Genomic DNA, 19,477 nt, shown 5'->3' with positions numbered 1-19,477 from the left:
CGAAAATCACATGGATACCGAGAGTCCAAAGCATGCATAAATCTAACTTCGAAACTCTTCAGCAATACTTAGAGTCGCAGATCATCGGACAGCAAGATCTGGTAAAGCAACTGCTTGTTGCGCTTCTTGCGGATGGGCATATTTTAGTTGAAGGCCCTCCTGGGTTAGCAAAAACTCGTGCAGTAAAATCACTCTCAGACTGTGTTGAAGGTGACTTCCACCGAATTCAGTTCACCCCTGACTTGCTGCCAGCCGATTTAACCGGCACCGATATCTTCCGTCCAGAAACCGGAGAGTTCACTTTCCAGTCAGGTCCTATCTTCAACTCGCTTATTCTTGCGGATGAGATAAACCGTGCACCAGCCAAAGTACAAGCGGCAATGCTTGAAGCAATGGCAGAGAAACAAGTCACAGCAGGTCGTCATACCTACCCGCTGCCAGAGTTGTTTTTGGTTATGGCAACTCAAAACCCGATAGAACAAGAAGGGACCTACCCCCTTCCTGAAGCGCAGCTAGACCGCTTTTTATTGCATTTAGAAGTGGAATACCCAGATGCAGAGCATGAGCTATCTATCTTGCGTATTAACCGCGGAGAAGCAAAGGGCGAAGTAAAGGTTGAACGCCCAATGTTAAGCCAACAAGATATATTCACTGCACGTAAAGAGGTGTTGGATATTCATATGGCAGAAACGATAGAGCAGTACATCGTCCGTTTAGTTATGGCGACACGTCAAGCCAACGAATATGACACTGAGTTGGACAAGTGGTTGTCAATGGGTGTGAGTCCGCGTGCCACCATCGCTCTTGATCGCTGTGCACGTGCGCACGCTTGGCTTGCTGGTCGTGATTTTGTCTCTCCGGAAGATGTTCAAACCATGGCTTATCCGGTACTGCGCCACCGTTTATTGTTGAGTTACCACGCTCAAGCGGAAGGCATTACGGCAAACCAGGTCATCGATAAACTGCTAAACCTTGTTGGCAGTGCATAAACAGGTGAGTGATATGTCCGCTACACATTCATTACCACCTCATGCGAATGGGGTGACATTAACCCTTGAAGAGCTGCTCCAATATCGCACTCAATCTGTACTTTGGTTACCACCAGCACAGAGTCTCTGGTCGCAGATGAGTGGTAACCATACCAGTCGCCAAAAAGGGCGAGGTATGGATTTTATGGAGGTGCGCCAATATCAACCTGGCGACGATATTCGCAGCATTGATTGGCGAGTCACCGCTAGGACCGGTAAAGCACATACAAAATTGTTTGCAGAAGATAAAGAGCAAGCGGTCATTCTTTATCTTGATCTAAGTTCTAGTCTACATTTTGGATCTAAGTATGTACTCAAATCCGTTCAATTGGCCCACTTTGCCAGTGTTCTAATTTGGCTAACTCTAGCTAAAAAAGATCGCATCGGCGCAGTGATTGATGACGGACATCAATGTCTTGAATTTCGCCCCTCTTCTTTACAAAGACAAGGGCTGCGGATTCTTAACGCCATAGTCGACATACATAATGCGCAAGTAACTCGTACTGCAAGCAACGACACTCGTACACTGCCTTATACACAAGTATTGGAGACACTTCATACGCTCACCCCAAAAGGCAGCGAATTGATTATGCTCAGTGACTTTGCCCACGTAACACCAACGGAACTGGCACAACTACGTCGACTCAAACAACACAATAGCGTAAGGGCCGTTCAGTTTTATGATCCGTTAGAAAGAGGCGAAACAGACTTTAGAGGTCAAGTGAAAGCTTCGGATGGGCTGCATAGTCAATGGTTTAACTTTGGCTCTAAAGGACAACGAAGAGAACTCGAAAGCCACTTTACCCAACATCAAGAAACCATTAAGCAGCAGTGCCATTCGATAGCAATTCCATTTAACACGCTATCAAGTGGCTGGCCCTTAATTTCACAATTAAGCTAACAAACTGACAAGCAGTATTTATTAAGCAGTAATAATAATGACAACAAACAACCAAAGCCTAGACCTTGAACCTTTGATTTTGCCAAACGCTCCGGATTGGTTTCCGCTCGCTTGGGGATGGTGGGTGGTGCTTGCAGCCACCTTGCTCTTCGTTTTCGGCATTTGTCTTTATGTGAGATGGCGTAAAAAACACTTACGCGCAAAAAAGACAGCATTAACACTTTTAACTCAACCTACCGCGCCTCATACCCCCTCTTCTGCTCTGGAAATATTGCGCCAGGCAGCATTGAGTTACTTTCCGCGTGAAGAGATCGCACCATTAACCGGAATCGCTTGGTATAAATTTCTCGATAGCCATACCAAAGAAAGTCGATTCGTAGACAAACAACATCAGTGGCAAGAAGCGTTGTATCAGAATTCTTCCCAAGGGCAGCATCAAAGCTTGGTAGACGATTGTGTCTTTTGGATAACCTACGCTTTGCCACCAAAGAAAAAGGCAAATAACCGTGACTGAGCAAACACTCATAACCGATCTTGCCCAATGGCTAAACATTGAATTTGTCTGGTGGTGGGCACTGTTTTTGTTGCCCATCCCATGGCTGGTATACAAGTTCCTGCCACAAGAATCTCAACAAGCCGAGATCAAATTGGCGTACTTACCAACCAATGAGAATCGCAGCAAGCCTAAGCAAGCGCTGCAAAAAGCACTTTCAATCGCGATCTGGGGCCTTCTTGTCGTCGCGTGTGCGCGTCCAGTTTGGTTTGGCGATCCCGTTGAATTCCAAACCAAATATCGGGACTTGATGTTAGTCGTCGATCTGTCCGGTTCGATGCAGCAGGAAGACATGGAACTCAACGGCGAATATATCGATCGCCTCACAGCAGTCAAAAAAGTTCTGTCTGATTTCGTAGCAAAGAGAAAAGGTGACCGTCTCGGAGTTGTTTTGTTTGGCGACCATGCTTATTTGCAAACACCACTCACTGCAGACCGCAAAAGCGTCATGCAACAGATTAATCAAACCGTCATCGGCTTGGTTGGTCAACGAACCGCCATTGGTGATGGTATTGGGTTAGGCACAAAAACCTTTGTAGACAGTGATGCTCCCCAACGAGTCATGATTTTGCTCAGTGACGGCAGCAATACTGCAGGGGTGCTCGAGCCGCTAGAAGCAGCGGAAATTGCGAAAAAATACAACGCCACTGTTTACACCGTGGGCGTGGGCGCTGGTGAAATGATGGTAAAAGAGTTTTTCATGACTCGCAAAGTCAACACCGCAGCCGACTTAGATGAACAAACACTGACTAAAGTGGCAGAGGTGACAGGTGGACAATATTTTCGAGCGCGAGATACAGAAGAGCTCGAAAAGATTTATGACACCATCAACCAGCTAGAACCCGTATCTAGCGACACACAAACTTGGCGCCCTCAGTCTGAATGGTTTCCATATCCATTAAGCGCTGCATTTGTATTGTCGGTATTGTTATTCCTATTAAGGAGAAAACATGGCTGAGTTTATTTTCCTCAATCCTTATTGGCTTTTGGGGCTCATCGTGATCCCTATTGCACTCTTGCTTAATCACAAATTTAGAGCCCAAAAGTCCACACTGATTGCCCCTCACCTATCGCGGATGCTCGGACAAAACACGCAGTCTAAGCATTACTTCACTCTATGGGGTTTAGCTTGGGCAATAACTTGCATTTCATTAGCGGGGCCAAGCTGGCAGTCCAATGCTCGACCAAGCTTTGAGTTAAACCAAAACCGTATCTTGGTGCTTGATATGTCTCGCTCTATGTTTGCTACAGACATCAAACCCAATCGGCTAGCACAAACACGTTATAAGGCGCTCGATTTGCTGCCTAAATGGAAAGAGGGAGCCACTGGACTTATTGCTTACGCTGGCGATGCCTATAACTTAAGTCCACTGACAACTGATTCCAGCACGCTTGCTGGCATTATCGAAAATTTGTCACCAGAGCTGATGCCTTTTCAAGGAGCAAACCTGCCTGCCGCGATTGAACTTGCGATCAACCAGTTTTCTCAAGCAGGCACGCAACAAGGCGATATCATCGTGTTAGCGGATGATCTTGATACGTCAGAGCTGTCTCGCGCGTTAGATTTAGTCCAAGGTACAAAGTTTCGCATTTCTGTTCTTGCCGTCGGGACTCCTAACGGTGCGCCTATCGCGCTGCCCGATGGATCTCTGCTAAAAACTGCACAAGGCACAACCGTCGTAGCGAAAACAAATCTGAAAAATCTACAAACGCTAGCGAATAAGACTGGTGGCCTATTTGTTCCTATTCAACACACCAACCGTGATGTTGAAAACATCGCGGCCTTTACCAATAACATTGGTAGCCAGCTTTCTGCAACCCAAAGCGAAGAAGTTAAAACTGACTCTCGTCTCAACAGTGGCTTTTGGTTACTGCCGTTGTTACTTCTTCCTGCGGCTTTACTGTTTCGACGCGACCTGATTTGGATGGTAGTTGCGACTGTAGTCCCAGTAACGTGGACACCGCATGCAGAAGCTAATCCGTTCTTAAATGCCGACCAACAAGGAGCGGAACTCTACAAGCAAGGTGAGTATGAACAGGCGCAAAACCTATTTACAAACCCAAGCTGGAAAGGAGCCGCCAGTTATCAAAAAGGTGACTACGAAGCCGCTATCGAAGCATTTTCTCATGATGCCTCCCTTAACGGCCGCTATAACCTCGCCAACTCGCTCGCTCAAAATGGTCAATTAGAAGATGCGGCTGATTTGTATAAAAAGCTGCTAGAGGAAAAGCCTAACTTTGAAGCCGCGAAGAAAAACCTATCGGTTGTAGAAGAAAAGCTAAAACAGCAACAGCAACAGCAACAGCAACAGCAACAGCAACAGCAACAGCAACAGCAACAGCAACAGCAACAGCAACAGCAACAGCAACAGCAACAGCAACAGCAACAGCAACAGCAACAGCAACAGCAACAGCAACAGCAACAGCAACAGCAACAGCAACAGCAACAGCAACAGCAACAGCAACAGCAACAGCAACAGCAACAGCAACAGCAACAGCAACAGCAACAAAAGTCTCAAAACGAAGGGAAGGAAGCGCAAGGACAACAGTCACAAAATCAGCAAGATTCTGAAAATAAAAAAGAAAAACAAAAAACGGAACAACATCAACCGCAACGAGATGACAAGCAAGTGAAGGATCAAGGTGAACCAATACAGGCTAAAGCGCATCCCGAAAAAATGCATCAGGATGATCCTGAGTTCCGTCGACTAGAAGCAGTAGAAAGTGCTCGCGACCCAAGCTTTTTGATCCGTGCGCAAATGCAACTTCAAGCGCAACAAAAACAACCTCCACAACAATCTCAAAAGGAGTGGTAAGCCTGTGATGAACAAAGGCGTAAAACTGGTCTTTATTTTTGTGGCCAGCCTAATATCCAGTTTCTCGGTGATAGCACAGACACTTCAAGCTAGTGTGAATAAAACACAAGTAGCCAAGAATGAAGTGATTAACCTCAGAATCATTTCAGATACTGAGCTCAGCTCAGACTCAATCGACTTCAATGTTCTAGAGAAAGACTTCTTCTTGGGTCAACCTCGTTATGGCCGCTCTAGCAATAACATTAACGGAAGAAAATCAGTGCGTACCGAGTGGAGTATCTCAATTGCACCAATGAAAGAAGGTGTTCTGACTATTCCAAGTTTTTCCGCTGATGGTATGAGAACGGAGCCGATCAAACTGCGTGTCAACGCGAGCCAAACAGACCCCAATCTTGATGATCTATTTAGCTTCAATATTACGGTCGACAACAGTACGCTCTACCCTCAGCAATCTGCAACATTACGTATACAGCTTCTAATTAAAGCGGACACTCGACGCCTAGATAACCCGCAAATAGTACCTCCGCAGATTGAAGGCATGAAGCTTGAGGCACTGGGTGGCTTACAGCAAAGACAGAAGATCTTAAATGGGTTAGAAGTAGCGGTCATAGAGCAGTCGTTTCGCTTAACGGCCAATCAACCAGGCACTTATACCTTGATAGGTCCTAAACTGACCGGTTCTTATATTTATGGCGACAGCTTGACGGGCTCAACCAAAATAATGCCTATCAACACCAAAGCGGAACGCATGCCAATCACGGTCAAACCGATTCCGAGCGAATTTAAAGGTGAATGGCTTCCTGCTTCAGCGTTAGAAATGACACAGAGCTGGCAAGACGATCAAGGTAATCTACTGTCGACTAACGCGATCAACACAGTAAAGCAAGGTTCTTCACTCACTCGAACCATTCAAGTTAAGGCTCGCGGTACACAAGCCGAATATCTGCCACGAGTCAATATTAGTTACCCGAGTTCACTGCGCGTGTATCCCGAACAACCTAAGTTCGATAGCGGAAGAGATGGCACCGTTACCATGACGGTGAAGCAAGTCATTATTCCTACAGAGGCCGGGAGATATACCTTACCAGGATACGACTTGAACTGGTGGGACAGTCAAAATGATGAAGCGAAGAAAACAACGTTACCAGAGCTAACATTAGACGTAGAGAAAAATGACACTGGGCTAATCACGTTGCCGGAATCGCCTCTTTCAGCACCTTTAGTGTCAGCCCCTAGTCCTGAATCAAGCGGCGGTGTGAGCAGTCTCTGGCGAACGTTAACCTTTGTTTTCTTAGGGCTTTGGATAATGACATTGGGAATCGCAATTTGGGCATGGAAAAAGCGGTCAATAACAGCGAGTGGAACGGTTTCAAATACTGAACAACCACTTTGCATCGACGCGCTAAAAAAAGTCATCGAAGAGGGCGATGCTGCGAAAATTGAACGCTCTGTAAATGAGTATTTAACCACTCATCAAGACAGGTTAAACCCTGGTGACGTACAAGCAATTAAGCAAGAGCTTAATGCCATGAATCAAGCGCGTTTTAGTGCTAACCAACAACCTTGGAGCCCTGATTCGCTGCTAGCGAAAATTCAAAACCTTGGCAAAGCAAACGTAACGAAAACCGACCACCAACTCGAAAAGCTATAAATAACTAAATAACAATGGCAGCTCTCATGAGCTGCCAATTCTCTTATCCGGCCAAATTTTGCTTTAGCGGTTTTATCTAGAGCACCAACCGCCGCTTCTTCCCTATCAAGTTGCTCTTATGAACATCACTTACTCAACAAAACTTGGGGCTCGTATTCGTATCGCCTTACACAATTTCGCCCATGATTCTTCGCTTGATAGAGTGCCTTATCCGACAACTGATATAAATGGTCGAAATTAAAGTCTTTGCCTTTCGCTTTATAACAGGAGTAACCGACTGAAACGGTAAGTAACTCCCCTTCTGGGTTATGTCGATGCTTTATCCCCTCGCCCTCGATGCACTGACGAATGCACTCTGCTCTCAGTCGAACCTCCTCTTGCTCAGAACCAATCATGAGCAATGCAAACTCCTCACCTCCGATACGGCAAAAAACTTCATCTTCACCTTTGGTATGATGATCCAAGATATAGCCAATTCGCATCAATGCGATATCGCCTTCGAGATGACCATAGTGATTATTGAATAAGCCAAAATGGTCAATATCAATCAGGATCAGGCCAAACGACATGTCGTCTTCACACTCTAGGGCACAATATTTTTGCATCACATGTTCTAACATGCGGCGATTACCAAGACGCGTCAAAGGATCGAGCTTAGAAAGTACCTCAAGCTGTCGATTGGCTTCCTCCAACTCTTTTGTTCGGTTCTGAACCTCCAGCTCTAAGTTTTCGTTTAATTCGCGAATCGCCTCTTGAGCTTGAGTACGTTGCAATACTTCAGCTAAGCTGGACGCGAACATACGAATCACTTCACGTAACTGAGAAGTTAACGGCGCACGTGTCAGCAAATTATCAACAGCGATAAAGGCGATAGGACCACTGCTATTTGAAGTCAATACCGTCATCGCAGCCCAACCAAAGCCAACAATATTACAGTCATGATAAATAGGCATTGATTCTTCAAATGCGACTTCGTTTGGCATTGAGCGAGCCAGATTTATAAGAGAGAAATCTTGGGTTTCGCCAAAGAAGTAAGATTCATCCACCACGTTACCTTGAATATCGGTACCCCACGTTCCTTGCATGTAAGAGCAATTTTCATCAGTTAAAAACACCGCCATTCGATCAATACCAAGATTTTTAATGGCGAAAGTGACGGCCGATTTGCATACTCCACTGACAGTAGTGCAACGTGATAACTCAACCATGCTTGAATGCAACATGCGTACGTTTTGTTCTTGGCGCTTACGAATGTAAATTTGAGAGAAGAGTGAACCAAACGAGTCCAACATCTGTTTTTGATATGCCGTTATCGGCTTACGATGAATAAAGTTATCTAGCGCGAACCACCCAAACGGTTCATTGCCATCGCGTAAAATCAACATCGCATTCCAGCCCTGCCCGATGACCTTGCCTGCTGTGTATATTGGCGCGTCTTCTACAATCACTAAGTTGCTCTCAAGGCTAGATAACGCGGTGATATACTCCTCGCTAAGTTGATGTAAATCGTATTGTGTGTGAAATTCATCAATCGTAATTCCTGACTCATCCGTGCCGTATGTACCACTGAAGCTGCGCTTTTTCATATCGAGAAGCATCAGTGTAGAGCGATCAAACCCAAGTCGTTCACGTAACGCTTCGACGGCTTTGTAGTACAAGTCCTTTAAAGAATCAGGATTAGAGATTTCGAGTGCAACTTGCTGAACTAACTTCATATTTTCGATAAAGCGCTCGCGTTGGCTAATCTCATCAACATATTGCGCTTCACGAATATCTCTGTGCCTGATCTCTTTCGAGGCATTTTTTTCGGCACGAATACATTGCCAACGCGCCGCTGCAAGCTGCATTGCGTCGTAACTTTCTTCATAGATATTATGTGCCGTGCGAGCATGAACAGATTGAATCAGTAGGTAGGTACGTTTGATAGGCGTGTTGTCGAGCATCATGATGTAACTATCACCACCTAAATCTCGGGTGTGATTCCAGTTACAAGTGTTGATCGCCAGAGGTATGATGCTTTCAGAGGTGTCAAACTGACTTGCCCACTCCCAGAATGTCTCAGGATAGTTTTGGGTTGGGTAAAGCTCTCCGCGAGAGAAGCTCATCGAATGACGAGGGTTAATTGAAGGATCTTCAAAAATAGCGAGGGCTTGAGGGGAGAACAGACTCTCTAAATGATCAAAGATTGCCTCCGCTAGCAACCGATGGTCCCTCGTTGAAGACACTTTTCTTGTAAAACTTCTTAAACTCACCCTACCAACCTAATCTACTTTTTTATCCTCGATAAAAAACTACTTAGGCCATGATATGCAATCAATACGTTCAAATTTGAGCTGTTAAGTCATTCGCAAAATTATCAGACTTAGTGTTACATTCGAGAGCTCTTCAGCACTTTTAAAGCCATGTTTCACATAAGTTACATACTTTATAAACTGGGGAGGAAAGTTGTACTTATTTACAAGATTTTTTGTGTTGGTAGGCGTTATAAGCCCACGACTTAAAAAGAAAAAGGCCCCTCATTAAGAGGGGCAAAGTTACCATCGCTTATAGTTATTTAGTTATGCTTGTAAATACGGTGGATTAACCGAAATCACCATTTACGTAGCCTTGAGTACGGTCGTCTTGAGGGTTGCTAAAGATCACTTGCGTATCGTTGTGCTCGACCAGTTCTCCCATTAGGAAAAACGCAGTGCGGTCAGAGATACGACGCGCCTGTTGCATTGAGTGAGTCACGATAACGATGGTGTAGTTCTTCTTTAGCTCTTCCATCAACTCTTCGATTTTGTGTGTCGCAATTGGGTCAAGTGCCGACGTTGGTTCATCCATCAGAATCACATCAGGCTCCATCGCGATTGTACGTGCAATACATAAACGTTGCTGCTGACCACCAGAAAGACCGAATGCGTGTGATTTAAGGCGATCTTTCACCTCATCCCAAAGTGCAGCACCGCGCAGCGAACGCTCTACCACTTCATCAATTGTCTTTTTGTCTTTGATACCTTGAGCACGTAAGCCGTAAGCCACGTTCTCGTAAATGCTCATCGGGAATGGGTTTGGCTTTTGGAATACCATGCCGACTTTGATGCGAAGGTCAGCAACATCAATGTTGCCGTAAATATCTTCGCCGTCCATCGCCAATTTACCTGTAATTTTCACGCCTTCGATTAGATCATTCATTCGGTTCAAACAGCGTAGAAGCGTTGATTTTCCGCAACCTGACGGGCCGATAAGTGCAGTTACTTGGCGAACTGGAATTGGTAAGTTGATCGATTTCAGTGCTTGGTTGTCACCGTAGAATAGGTCTAGGTTTTCAATATCAAATTTGTTCATTGTCTTAATCTCTTAATTCTCGAATTCGTGTCTTTTAACGTGCGTTCTTAATTAGTGTTGTTAGTAAGTTGCGGTGTTAAAACGTCTAGCAATCAGTTTCGTTACCATGTTGATCAAGAGAACAACTACGATAAGCACTGTTGCCGTACCGTAAGCCTGATTCCATTCTTCAACGGTAAACAGTTCGGTAGTCAGTTTGTATAGGTGAACGGTTAGCGTACGACCTGAATCCAATAAAGAATCCGGAATACGTGCAACCATACCTGCTGTCAGGAATACTGGAGCAGACTCACCAATGACACGACCAATACTTAGAATGACCGAGGTTAAGATACCTGGCATTGCGCTCGGAAGAATCAAACGCCAGATAGTGTAAATCTTAGAAGCACCGAGGCCATAAGAGCCTTCACGGTACGTTTGTGGTACTGCCATCAGCGCTTCTTCCGTCGTACGGATGATAACTGGCAGGATTAGGATACTTAGCGTCAATGCACCCGATAGAATCGAGAAGCCAAGGCCAAGAATCGCCACGAAGAAAGTCATACCAAACAGGCCGAAAATGATCGACGGGATACCCGCCAATGACTCGGTACAGAATCGGATGATTTTCACCAAACGACTGCCCACTTTCGCGTATTCGGTCAAGTAGATTGCCGTCATGATACCGAGTGGCGCTGCCACTGCGATAGAAGCGATAACCATGTAAATGGTCGCCACAATCATTGGGAAGATACCGTGCTCTTCACCTGTGCGCGTATAGTTATCAGTAATGAAGTTCCAATCTACGTGTTGTAGACCGTTTGATAGGATGTACCAGATAATCCAGAACAAGAAACCTACCGTTAGTGCTGCCGAGATCCAGACAAATGCGTTAAAGACATTATCTTTGAACTGGCGTGCTTTTTTTAGTTTTGCGCGATCCATAATAGTCACCTTTAACGAGCGATTACTTCGCTTTTTCTCGGTTTAGGTACAGTAGTACAGCGTTCAACGACATGATGAAGACCAGAAGTACTACACCTGTAGCGTAAAGTGCGTTCGCGTGAACACCACTTGCGTAAGACATTTCAATAGCGATGTTTGCAGTTAGTGTACGAGCCGAATCAAGGATGCCTTCTGGCATTGCCGGCGCGTTACCCATAACCATGATAATCGCCATGGTCTCACCCAACGCACGACCGATACCCAGAATCACACCTGTCATGATGCCTGAGCGAGCCGCTGGAACGAGCAACTTAAAGATGGTGTAGATTTTCGATGCGCCCAGTGCCAAAGAACCTTCTTTATAAGTACGAGGGACAGCGCGGATAGACGTTTCAGATACCGTAATTACCGTTGGTAGAATCATCACACCAAGAACAATGATACCGGCAAGGATAGTATTACCTGCAGGTACATCAAATACCTTCTGAATCAATGGAACGATAATAACCAGACCGAAGAAACCGTAGACCACTGAAGGAATACCAGCTAGCAGCTCAACCGCTGGACGGATAATGTCTGCTAATCGCTTTGGTGCGATTTCAGCGATAAAAATGGCGGTCAGAACACCAATTGGAACCCCAACAATGACAGCACCAGCCGTCGATACGATAGATGCCACAATCATGGTGGCGACACCGTAAAGCGCAGGTGGTAACCAGTTTTGTCCTAAGACAATGCCCGATACGCCTGCTTCTTGGAATGCCGGAATACTCTCTCGAACGATGAAGTATGCAATAACGGCCAATGAAACAATGCCGATTACGGCACTCGTTAGGAACAAGCCGTGGAAGATGCGCTCTTTCCAGTCTACACGACGCTTCTCGCGTAGGCCTGACTTGCTGATAGCTCTAGCGTCAGTATTCATAAGCTTTTCACTATTTGTTGCGATGGTCATTTAAAAATCTCACGGTTCTGGGCAATGCCGTTGAACACAATGGATAGAAAAGGCTCAGCCCGAAACGTTGGGCTGAGCAAACTTTAGAGTCCCGATGGGATTAGTTAACTGAGATGTAACCTTTTTGGTCAACTAGCGCTTGCGCTTCGTCAGTTAGCATCCAGTCTAGGAATTTTTGCGTTTCTGTTGATGGCTTGCCTTCTTTGTAAAGAACAAGGAATGGACGCGCTACTTTGTAAGAACCGTTTTTAACGTTAGCTACCGTTGCATCAACGCCGTCGATTGCTAGCGCATTAACAGTGTTGTCTACAGTACCAAGAGAAATGTAGCCGATTGCGTATGGGTTAGATGCAACCATTGTTTTCAGTGCGCCGTTACCGTTTGCAACTTGAGCACGTTGAGAGATAGCTGATACCTTCTTACCAGAAATCTTCATTTTTAGAGACATGATGTCTTCAAATGCGCCACGAGTACCAGAAGCTGTGTCACGAGTAATGGCTACGATTGGCTTGTCTGCACCACCGACTTCTTTCCAGTTTGATACTTCGCCTTTGTAGATTGCAGTCACTTGCTCGGCTGTTAGACCTGGCAGTTTGTTTTGTGGGTTAACAACCACTGCGATACCATCACGAGCAACCACTTCTTCGATTAGTGTTGATTCTTTTTCAGAGTCTTTTAGATTACGAGAAGACATACCAAGGTCTGCTGAACCATTTTTCGCTGCTTTTACACCAGCTGAAGAACCAGGACCTTGAACTTCGATAAATACGTTAGGGTTCTTCTTCATGTACGTTTCAGAGAAAACTTCCATCAGTGGAGTTACGCTGCTAGAACCCACTGCAGAGATAGTTTCTTTAGCAGAAACAGGAGTCACTGCCATTGCGCCTAGAAGTGCGATTGCACCGATTACTGTCTTTTTCATCACAATTTCCTTAAGTGGCTTTATTGCCGTTGTGTTTCACTTGAACGGTGCTCACTTTAGAATTTGAATATGACAGTTGTGTTTCACTTAGTTGAACCCTCTATGACACGTTGTCATTTCTAACTATTAATTCCGCGACTTATCCCTCTCTCAATTTGAACGTAACGTTTTTATAACGTTGCCTCATGTTCAAGATGATAACCCCATCGATTTTGGTACATTTCATAACAATTAGATATGAGTAACTCATTGATTTGGCATATATAACAATTAAAATCGAAATGCTTATTTATAAAAAAGATAATAATCAAACCGATAGAGGGTCAATCTCATGCGTCAATTTCTTAGTACGCTTTCTATTAAACTTCAGGTTTTTCTGCCTGTTCTATTCACAGTTATATTACTCATCATTGGACTGAGTGTCGGAATCGGTAAACTCGATCAAGCATTCAATAAGGTTTCGGCTTCCACCCATAAGCTAATCATTCACAAAGAGGAACTTAGCGGCATCGTAGACAACACTTACGCCATGCGCATCAAAGCCATTTATAGTCTATTTAGAGCCGAAGATGTTCAGTCTCTCAACCAAGAGCTTTCTGAGCGACAAAACAAAAACCGCGATTTTCTTAACTCCATCGACAATCTCCCTGGCGTTCAAAATGAAGTCAATGCTATGCGTAAGGCCATGAATCACTATGTTGATTTCACTCGCGTTACCATGACACCTCTGCTCACCACTAAACACTCTTCTGATTACACCACCTCTGATTTCAATCAAAAGTACGAATCTGCAATGGCTGAGTATCGATTAGCTGGCGAAGCGATGATCAACGCCATCGACAAACTATCTAAACAATTGAATCAAATCGTCACCGATGAAGTCGAAACGAATGGCGAACAACATTCAACCACGCTAACTTACAGCGCCGTCTCGCTTGCGGTGATCTTGAGTGCCGCTTCACTTATTAGTTGGGTACTCGCCAGCTACATCGTTGCGCCGATTCGTAACCTTCAAGTAACGATGCAGGAAGTCGCGAAGGGAAACCTACTAGTTAAGGCCGAAGCCATCGGGAAAAACGAAGTGTCTCAGCTGGCTCGAGATGTAAACCAGACCATAGAAAAACTGCGTGAAACTGTAAGCGCATTGGTTCGCATTAGTGAAGATGTGGCATCAGCATCAACCGAGTTAGCAACTGTTATGACTCAAAGCAGCGTCAACTCGGATCAAGAAAAGCAAGAAGTTGAGCAAGTAGCCTCGGCGATCAATCAGCTAGAGTCGACCGCAGCTGAAGTATCGACCAATGCACAAGAAGCCGATAGTGCATCAAATCAAGCACGTACGTTAACCTCACAAAGTATAAGCATGTTTGGGGAAAGCACTCGCGCAAGTGAAAAGATGGCGGAACAACTTAACGAAGCCGCTGCCGTCGTAACTTCGCTAAAAGATCAATCAGAACACATTGGTCGCGTGATCGAAGTGATTGAAGGTATTTCTGAGCAAACGAATCTACTTGCACTGAATGCAGCGATTGAAGCTGCACGAGCGGGCGAAAGTGGCAGAGGCTTTGCGGTAGTGGCCGATGAAGTACGTATGCTGGCAGCGCGAACTCAGGAGTCCACCAAAGAGATCCAAACCATTATAGAAGAGCTACAGCAACAATCTGGTCACGCAAATGAAAGTATGCATTCCAGCTTAGCCATGTTGTCAGACAACCAAGCTCTTACACAAGAAGTTAGCCAATCACTTGCTAATATCAGTAATGCTATCGCCGATCTGAACTCAATCAACACTCAAGTTGCGACCGCATCAGAAGAGCAGAAACAGGTTACGGCTGATATCAACAACAACTTAACGAACATCTATGAACTAGTGAGCCAGAACGTCACTGGTATCACTCAATCCGCCGCGGCAGCGCAAGAGTTGTCTGGTTTAGCAGAAAATCAAAAACATCAACTTAAGCAGTTCCAAGTTTAAATACTCTGCTCAACACGATAAGTTCCAAAGGTTAGAAAAGAAAAAGCTCCGCACTGGCGGAGCCTATCATAAAGGCAAAGCTATCAACCCTTATTAACGTAATAATTATTATTCATCTGTCACTAACAAGAGAGAGCTTTTGAAACTTGAGTTTAACGGATCTCTATTGAAAACCTCACCATTAGTCGTATCAAAAGTTGCAACATGCTTACCGTCGCCATTAGGTGTGTTGCTCCAGACATAACGCCCTAGAACATCACCTCCATCTGTCAGACTATAGCCGCTAGCAAACCCTGTACTATTTATGGCTGGGCTGTGGCAAGCTCGCTCAGTTAGAGATACCAGCTCTTTGATATTTGCTAGTCGCCAATTTTTTTTGTCAGCAAAATTGTGAAGAGGATGGTTGCCATCCTTATTACGAATTTGTTTGGCTGTGGAGAGAGCGAGTTGCCATGACATTGTAGATCGCGTCCCCTGGCATTCTTGGTTTCCTACATTCCATGTCATACCAACTGGACAGCGCATCCATGTTAGACCTGTTTTCAGGTCAGTTACGGTACCGCTCTCAGAATATGTATAACGCGTGTTAGGTGCCGTTTTAGCAAAGTCAGTAGAACACTCTTGTGCAGCTATTGCAGTTTGAGAAGCCAAAGTAAGAGATAGTACAGTTATTAATTTCTTCATCTTATTGCCCCTTAACTGCGACTAGACGGATTGGGAATTGGTAAGAATCATCGGCACCCGCACTTGTGTTGCTTGATCGAATCTCGACGTATGAAATAGTGCCTCTATCTTTGCCCCGGGAGACAATCGCAGGGAAATAAATCTCGCCATCAATAAGTTGTGATGATGCATTCGTAAACTTAAAGTCGCTATGCCAAAACGCACCATATCCTAAATAAGGGCTACCTATGGTTTGCTGTGGAAAGTATTTAACATTAAAACCATAGACGTTGTATTTTGCATATTCATCGTTCGGAGCAAACAGTGTTTGTTCACCAAAGTCTAGTAAGTCATAAGTCTCACGGTAAGTAGGCAAGCGCCAACCAGTGATTCCACATAACGATTGTTTGTTTATGTACTGAACATATTGGCTAGTGGTACAAACTTCATCACCAGCGTCTTTACAACCTGCAAGCTCTACATCTTTGCTAAATGGCTTAAATGTTTCAGACTCAAACGCAAATAGGCGATCTTTAAATTGAACTGAGCTCGCATCCGCACTTTTGTTTTCCCAAACAAGACCAGTACGCTCGTCCATAGTACAAGCCCACTCAGTCGCATCTGCAGCTAAAGCTGCACCTTGTGAATCTAGCTTAACGAACTTAAAGCCAGCGCCTGTCGACGTTTGCTTGTCCTCTTTGTCGAAGCCGTATTCTGCATCTTGACCAGGGTAAGACGCTTGAACCTCAGCAACGTCTGCTGCTCCTTCAGCAAAATAAAGAACGGCGCCCGTATCGTTACTACCAACCGTTTGTTCAGCAACCGCTACAATTTCTTCAGCAAATGCACTTACTTCCGCTTCAGACAGAAGATCAGAGGCCAACGATTTACCTTGAAAGCTAAGATTTTGAGCAAGCAGCGCTACGCCTTGGGTCATTTGCTTTGGTTGCATCGCAGCTAATAGCACAACCGTGTTTTGCTCTAGCTTGTCTAGCTCGCTAGCTTCTGCGTTAGACATCACCGTACCAGAAAGAGAAACGCCGGCATCGGCGAGTTGCGCTTTCACAATCTCTTCAGCTTGAGCAACGGTTTTACCGTCAATTACAAGACCCGCGAGCAACGTTGTTACACCATTGACCGTGTTACCCGTTGCTAAATTTTGACCCGGAGCCGCAAGACGCAACGTTTGGTTTGAACCTTGATCAACTTGAGCAAGAATGGTGCTGGTTAGTACGTTTTTGTCGCTTGAAGTCAGGCTAAATTTACCGGCATTATCCGTTTTAGCACTCGGTTCAGTGGAATCACAAACGTAGTTTTGGTTTAAATCGATACATACTGGCGTATCAAGAAGTGTACCTGCAGAAACGATGGTGCCAGCTACATCATAGGTCGGTGCCGACGTGTCACCACCAGAACCTCCGCCACAGCCAGCAAGGGCTAGTGACATAGCAACGAAAGAATATTGAAACTTCATAGATTTTATCTTCTTTTGATTTTAATTAACGAGAGCGAATCACTCTCACCATTGAAAGCAGGAAAAGTCCTAACAAGGTCCAAGGCGAACCACTGCCACCTGAACCACCGCCACTGCTTTCTTTAGTGGTATCAGCACTACACTGATACTGAGCAAAGTGACTCACACCCCACTCTTTCAACACCCCAGAGTTCCCTGACACGCGGTCAGACACTTCGAGACGCCAAGTACCCCAACTCGGTTGACCGACAAGTGCTTGTAACTCCTCGTCATACTGAGCGGTGAAGTAACCTTTAAATCCTTTGGTATTGCTTGATTGATGGCTAAGTAGCACGACCGATTTGCCTTGTGGAGACACTAGCGTCACTTGCAGATCTTGCAGTGAGTCATGTTCGATGTTCAGGTAAACCGCAAACGAATCATCAATCGTGCGTGACTTGTCCGATAGCGTCTGAGAGAACAGTCTGTCGCCCTGTTCCGGCAAAGCGGAGTTCACTGGTTGAGGCTGGATATCGAGCTCTGGCGTACCATTAACCAGCATCACCTTTTCACTCCACTGGTGAGTCTTTAGGCCTTCAGAAAATTGATAATCCAATGAAATAGAGGAATCGAATTGCGTGCCACATGTTAGACCGCTTGGTAACGCCACCTTCATTGAGGTCGAGTCAGAAAGCGTTTCATCAAAGTCGAAAACAGATGCGTTGTTTAGCTGCCATTGCCCTTTGATGCTCGCTTCACGGCCAGTTTGGCTCAGGCTCAAACCAACGTCTTGACCTTGTGCGATGTATCGAGCGTCATAGCGAACACGAAGAGGCGCTTTAAGTAAGTTGTGTTTGTTGAAGCTATCCGTCAGGAATTGGGCGTAGTCTTTATTTGGGAACAAGGTGTTTGCGGCAAACACGGTCGACTCCGCCAGATCATTCATTTTCACGCCACGACCAATGCCGTACATGCCTTCAAGAACAATGGTGTCAAACTCGCGGAACACCCTATCGGTATCATCACCGTATCGTTCAACCGATGCTTTAAGTGCTTGGAACAGTGGCGTTGACCATAACTCGTCGCCTAGTTCACCGCCCACACTAACGTGCGCAGGATACTCTGAACCCTCGAAGTAACGAGCTCTTTGGTTCCATAAGCTACGAGTTGTTTTGCGTGTTCCGAACACACCGTCCCAGTTGAACACCGTATCTAACTCGAATTCTTGACCACGACGCGAAGCATCCAAATATTGAGTTCGGTAGCTCGCGCTGCCCGCCCAGTAATCAGCAAAACCCTCTGCGATAGCACCAGTGTGACCGTACGCCCAATCCGGTACGATTTGGTAATGAATGCCATGCCCAAGCTCGTGTATCACGACATCAGCATCGACTGCATCCGGAGAAACACCACCGACACCTAGCATGAGTGCTTTCGGACCGTAATAGTAAGTAGAGTTATCTTTTGATAAACCGCGAGCGTCAAAACGAAGCGGTTCGTCAAACAAGTCGTAAGTCAGGCTTGTCAGATATTGGATCGAGCTATCAAGATGATAAAAAGCCATCAACTGTGGGAACGCATTGTCACCAAACTCGGTGCTTTGCATCTCATCAACACTGTCAAACGCTTGAACTCCTTCTGCGCTGAGAAAATCCAACGTATCAAGTACAGGCGCTTCACCAGGTGTTGGGGCTGCAAATAAGCCCGTCGCATCCACTTGCTTCAATCTTGGGTTAGACAAATAGAACTTACCGCCGGACTGTAAAACCTCAATCGACTTGGTGACGTACTCGATCGGCTGAGGGTAATCGGATAGTGCTGACCACGTCGATTCTGGTGCCGCTTGCTGTTGCATGGTGCGAAGATCTGGGTTGAACAAAGAAACCTCAACATCAACCAGACTTCCAGAGCTCAAAGCAGGTGGCTCTTGTGCTTGCAGTTGGCGAGGTGATTCCAATTCCATTGCAACCGTTGGTTTGCCGTTACGAATGATCGTATCTTCAAGGCTCTTAAACACTCGCACAACGTGATGATTTTTATCGGTTGTTACTACGAGGGTGCGCTGTGCTTGATATTCACCGTTTACCCAAACATCAAAATTGTAATGCTCACCAAGCTGAGACTGGGTTTTGTAACGGAACTTAAACTCGCCCGCTTCCGAGTAGTGGCTGTCTAGATAAGTTTTCGCTTGCGCTTCATTCGTTACCACAGAGTCCGTTGCGGGATAATCCCACTCTGCAGCCTGTGCCGCAGGGGTACAAGCAATAAGCAGCGAAAACGCCAATGGTTTTAGCTTCATGATTTCG

The 19,477-nt window shown here is 45.4% G+C and carries 15 protein-coding genes; 7 read left to right on the top strand and 8 right to left on the bottom strand.

Annotated elements, in window-relative coordinates:
• The first annotated feature begins 32 nt into the window (after positions 1-32).
• From J4N40_RS23885 to J4N40_RS23860, 6 genes are read left to right on the top strand one after another with little or no spacing between them, the layout of a single operon-like run.
• Entirely contained in the window at positions 33-989 is a 957-nt protein-coding gene (locus tag J4N40_RS23885) for an AAA family ATPase (protein ID WP_005383914.1), read from the top strand.
• Between the two features lie 13 nt (positions 990-1,002).
• A complete protein-coding gene (locus tag J4N40_RS23880; protein ID WP_065275457.1) occupies positions 1,003-1,929 on the top strand; it encodes a DUF58 domain-containing protein in 927 nt (308 codons plus the stop codon).
• Between the two features lie 37 nt (positions 1,930-1,966).
• On the top strand, positions 1,967-2,443 hold the full coding sequence (locus J4N40_RS23875; protein ID WP_065275458.1) for a DUF4381 domain-containing protein: 477 nt from the start codon (positions 1,967-1,969) through the stop codon (positions 2,441-2,443).
• Complete coding sequence (locus tag J4N40_RS23870; RefSeq protein ID WP_250654562.1) at positions 2,436-3,440, top strand: vWA domain-containing protein; 1,005 nt, start codon at positions 2,436-2,438, stop codon at positions 3,438-3,440. The genes J4N40_RS23875 and J4N40_RS23870 overlap by 8 nt, the downstream gene beginning before the upstream one ends.
• Positions 3,433-5,298: a VWA domain-containing protein gene (locus J4N40_RS23865; protein ID WP_250654561.1), complete on the top strand. Its 1,866-nt coding sequence runs from the start codon at positions 3,433-3,435 to the stop codon at positions 5,296-5,298. Before J4N40_RS23870 ends, J4N40_RS23865 begins: the two co-directional genes overlap by 8 nt.
• 4 nt (positions 5,299-5,302) lie before the next feature.
• Positions 5,303-6,949, top strand: coding sequence for a BatD family protein (locus J4N40_RS23860; RefSeq protein ID WP_199267664.1), 1,647 nt, complete (start codon positions 5,303-5,305; stop codon positions 6,947-6,949).
• Between the two features lie 125 nt (positions 6,950-7,074).
• Here the strand turns inward: J4N40_RS23860 and J4N40_RS23855 are convergent, their stop codons facing one another.
• The 5 genes from J4N40_RS23855 to J4N40_RS23835 form a co-directional block, all read right to left on the bottom strand.
• Complete coding sequence (locus J4N40_RS23855; RefSeq protein WP_065275462.1) at positions 7,075-9,201, bottom strand: sensor domain-containing diguanylate cyclase; 2,127 nt, start codon at positions 9,199-9,201, stop codon at positions 7,075-7,077.
• Positions 9,202-9,529: 328 nt separating this feature from the next.
• A complete protein-coding gene (gene pstB / locus J4N40_RS23850) occupies positions 9,530-10,279 on the bottom strand; it encodes a phosphate ABC transporter ATP-binding protein PstB (protein ID WP_005375156.1) in 750 nt (249 codons plus the stop codon).
• Positions 10,280-10,339: 60 nt separating this feature from the next.
• Entirely contained in the window at positions 10,340-11,203 is an 864-nt protein-coding gene (pstA, locus tag J4N40_RS23845) for a phosphate ABC transporter permease PstA (RefSeq protein ID WP_005383923.1), read from the bottom strand.
• 22 nt (positions 11,204-11,225) lie between these two features.
• Entirely contained in the window at positions 11,226-12,158 is a 933-nt protein-coding gene (gene pstC / locus J4N40_RS23840; protein WP_005375154.1) for a phosphate ABC transporter permease subunit PstC, read from the bottom strand.
• A 100-nt stretch (positions 12,159-12,258) separates the two neighbouring features.
• Positions 12,259-13,080, bottom strand: coding sequence for a phosphate ABC transporter substrate-binding protein (locus tag J4N40_RS23835; RefSeq protein ID WP_005375153.1), 822 nt, complete (start codon positions 13,078-13,080; stop codon positions 12,259-12,261).
• A 331-nt stretch (positions 13,081-13,411) separates the two neighbouring features.
• Here J4N40_RS23835 and J4N40_RS23830 point away from each other — a divergent pair, with 331 nt between their 5' ends.
• Positions 13,412-15,055, top strand: coding sequence for a methyl-accepting chemotaxis protein (locus J4N40_RS23830; protein ID WP_005375152.1), 1,644 nt, complete (start codon positions 13,412-13,414; stop codon positions 15,053-15,055).
• 108 nt (positions 15,056-15,163) lie between these two features.
• Here J4N40_RS23830 and J4N40_RS23825 read toward each other — a convergent pair whose 3' ends face one another.
• The 3 genes from J4N40_RS23825 to J4N40_RS23815 are packed head-to-tail and all read right to left on the bottom strand — an operon-like array spanning position 15,164 to position 19,470.
• On the bottom strand, positions 15,164-15,739 hold the full coding sequence (locus J4N40_RS23825) for an Lcl C-terminal domain-containing protein (RefSeq protein WP_250654560.1): 576 nt from the start codon (positions 15,737-15,739) through the stop codon (positions 15,164-15,166).
• 1 nt (position 15,740) lies between these two features.
• Positions 15,741-17,192 carry an Lcl domain-containing protein gene (locus J4N40_RS23820; protein WP_005375150.1) on the bottom strand — a complete coding sequence of 484 codons (1,452 nt, stop codon included), beginning with the start codon at positions 17,190-17,192 and terminating at the stop codon, positions 15,741-15,743.
• A 25-nt stretch (positions 17,193-17,217) separates the two neighbouring features.
• A complete protein-coding gene (locus J4N40_RS23815; RefSeq protein ID WP_250654559.1) occupies positions 17,218-19,470 on the bottom strand; it encodes a proprotein convertase P-domain-containing protein in 2,253 nt (750 codons plus the stop codon).
• Between the last annotated feature and the right edge of the window lie 7 nt (positions 19,471-19,477).

This window comes from Vibrio sp. SCSIO 43097, assembly GCF_023650755.1.
GTDB classification, from domain to species: domain Bacteria; phylum Pseudomonadota; class Gammaproteobacteria; order Enterobacterales; family Vibrionaceae; genus Vibrio; species Vibrio alginolyticus.
Note: the sequence above shows the minus strand (reverse complement) of the source record. Positions and strands in the feature narration are given on the sequence as shown.

What these genes read in the sequence shown, in the direction of transcription:
- J4N40_RS23885 (WP_005383914.1), top strand. Translation starts at nt 33, where the DNA reads ATGCATAAATCTAACTTCGAAACTCTTCAGCAATACTTAGAGTCGCAG.
- J4N40_RS23880 (WP_065275457.1), top strand. Translation starts at nt 1,003, where the DNA reads ATGTCCGCTACACATTCATTACCACCTCATGCGAATGGGGTGACATTA.
- J4N40_RS23875 (WP_065275458.1), top strand. Translation starts at nt 1,967, where the DNA reads ATGACAACAAACAACCAAAGCCTAGACCTTGAACCTTTGATTTTGCCA.
- J4N40_RS23865 (WP_250654561.1), top strand. Translation starts at nt 3,433, where the DNA reads ATGGCTGAGTTTATTTTCCTCAATCCTTATTGGCTTTTGGGGCTCATC.
- pstB (WP_005375156.1), bottom strand. Translation starts at nt 10,279, where the DNA reads ATGAACAAATTTGATATTGAAAACCTAGACCTATTCTACGGTGACAAC.
- pstA (WP_005383923.1), bottom strand. Translation starts at nt 11,203, where the DNA reads ATGGATCGCGCAAAACTAAAAAAAGCACGCCAGTTCAAAGATAATGTC.
- pstC (WP_005375154.1), bottom strand. Translation starts at nt 12,158, where the DNA reads ATGACCATCGCAACAAATAGTGAAAAGCTTATGAATACTGACGCTAGA.
- J4N40_RS23835 (WP_005375153.1), bottom strand. Translation starts at nt 13,080, where the DNA reads ATGAAAAAGACAGTAATCGGTGCAATCGCACTTCTAGGCGCAATGGCA.
- J4N40_RS23830 (WP_005375152.1), top strand. Translation starts at nt 13,412, where the DNA reads ATGCGTCAATTTCTTAGTACGCTTTCTATTAAACTTCAGGTTTTTCTG.
- J4N40_RS23825 (WP_250654560.1), bottom strand. Translation starts at nt 15,739, where the DNA reads ATGAAGAAATTAATAACTGTACTATCTCTTACTTTGGCTTCTCAAACT.
- J4N40_RS23820 (WP_005375150.1), bottom strand. Translation starts at nt 17,192, where the DNA reads ATGAAGTTTCAATATTCTTTCGTTGCTATGTCACTAGCCCTTGCTGGC.
- J4N40_RS23815 (WP_250654559.1), bottom strand. Translation starts at nt 19,470, where the DNA reads ATGAAGCTAAAACCATTGGCGTTTTCGCTGCTTATTGCTTGTACCCCT.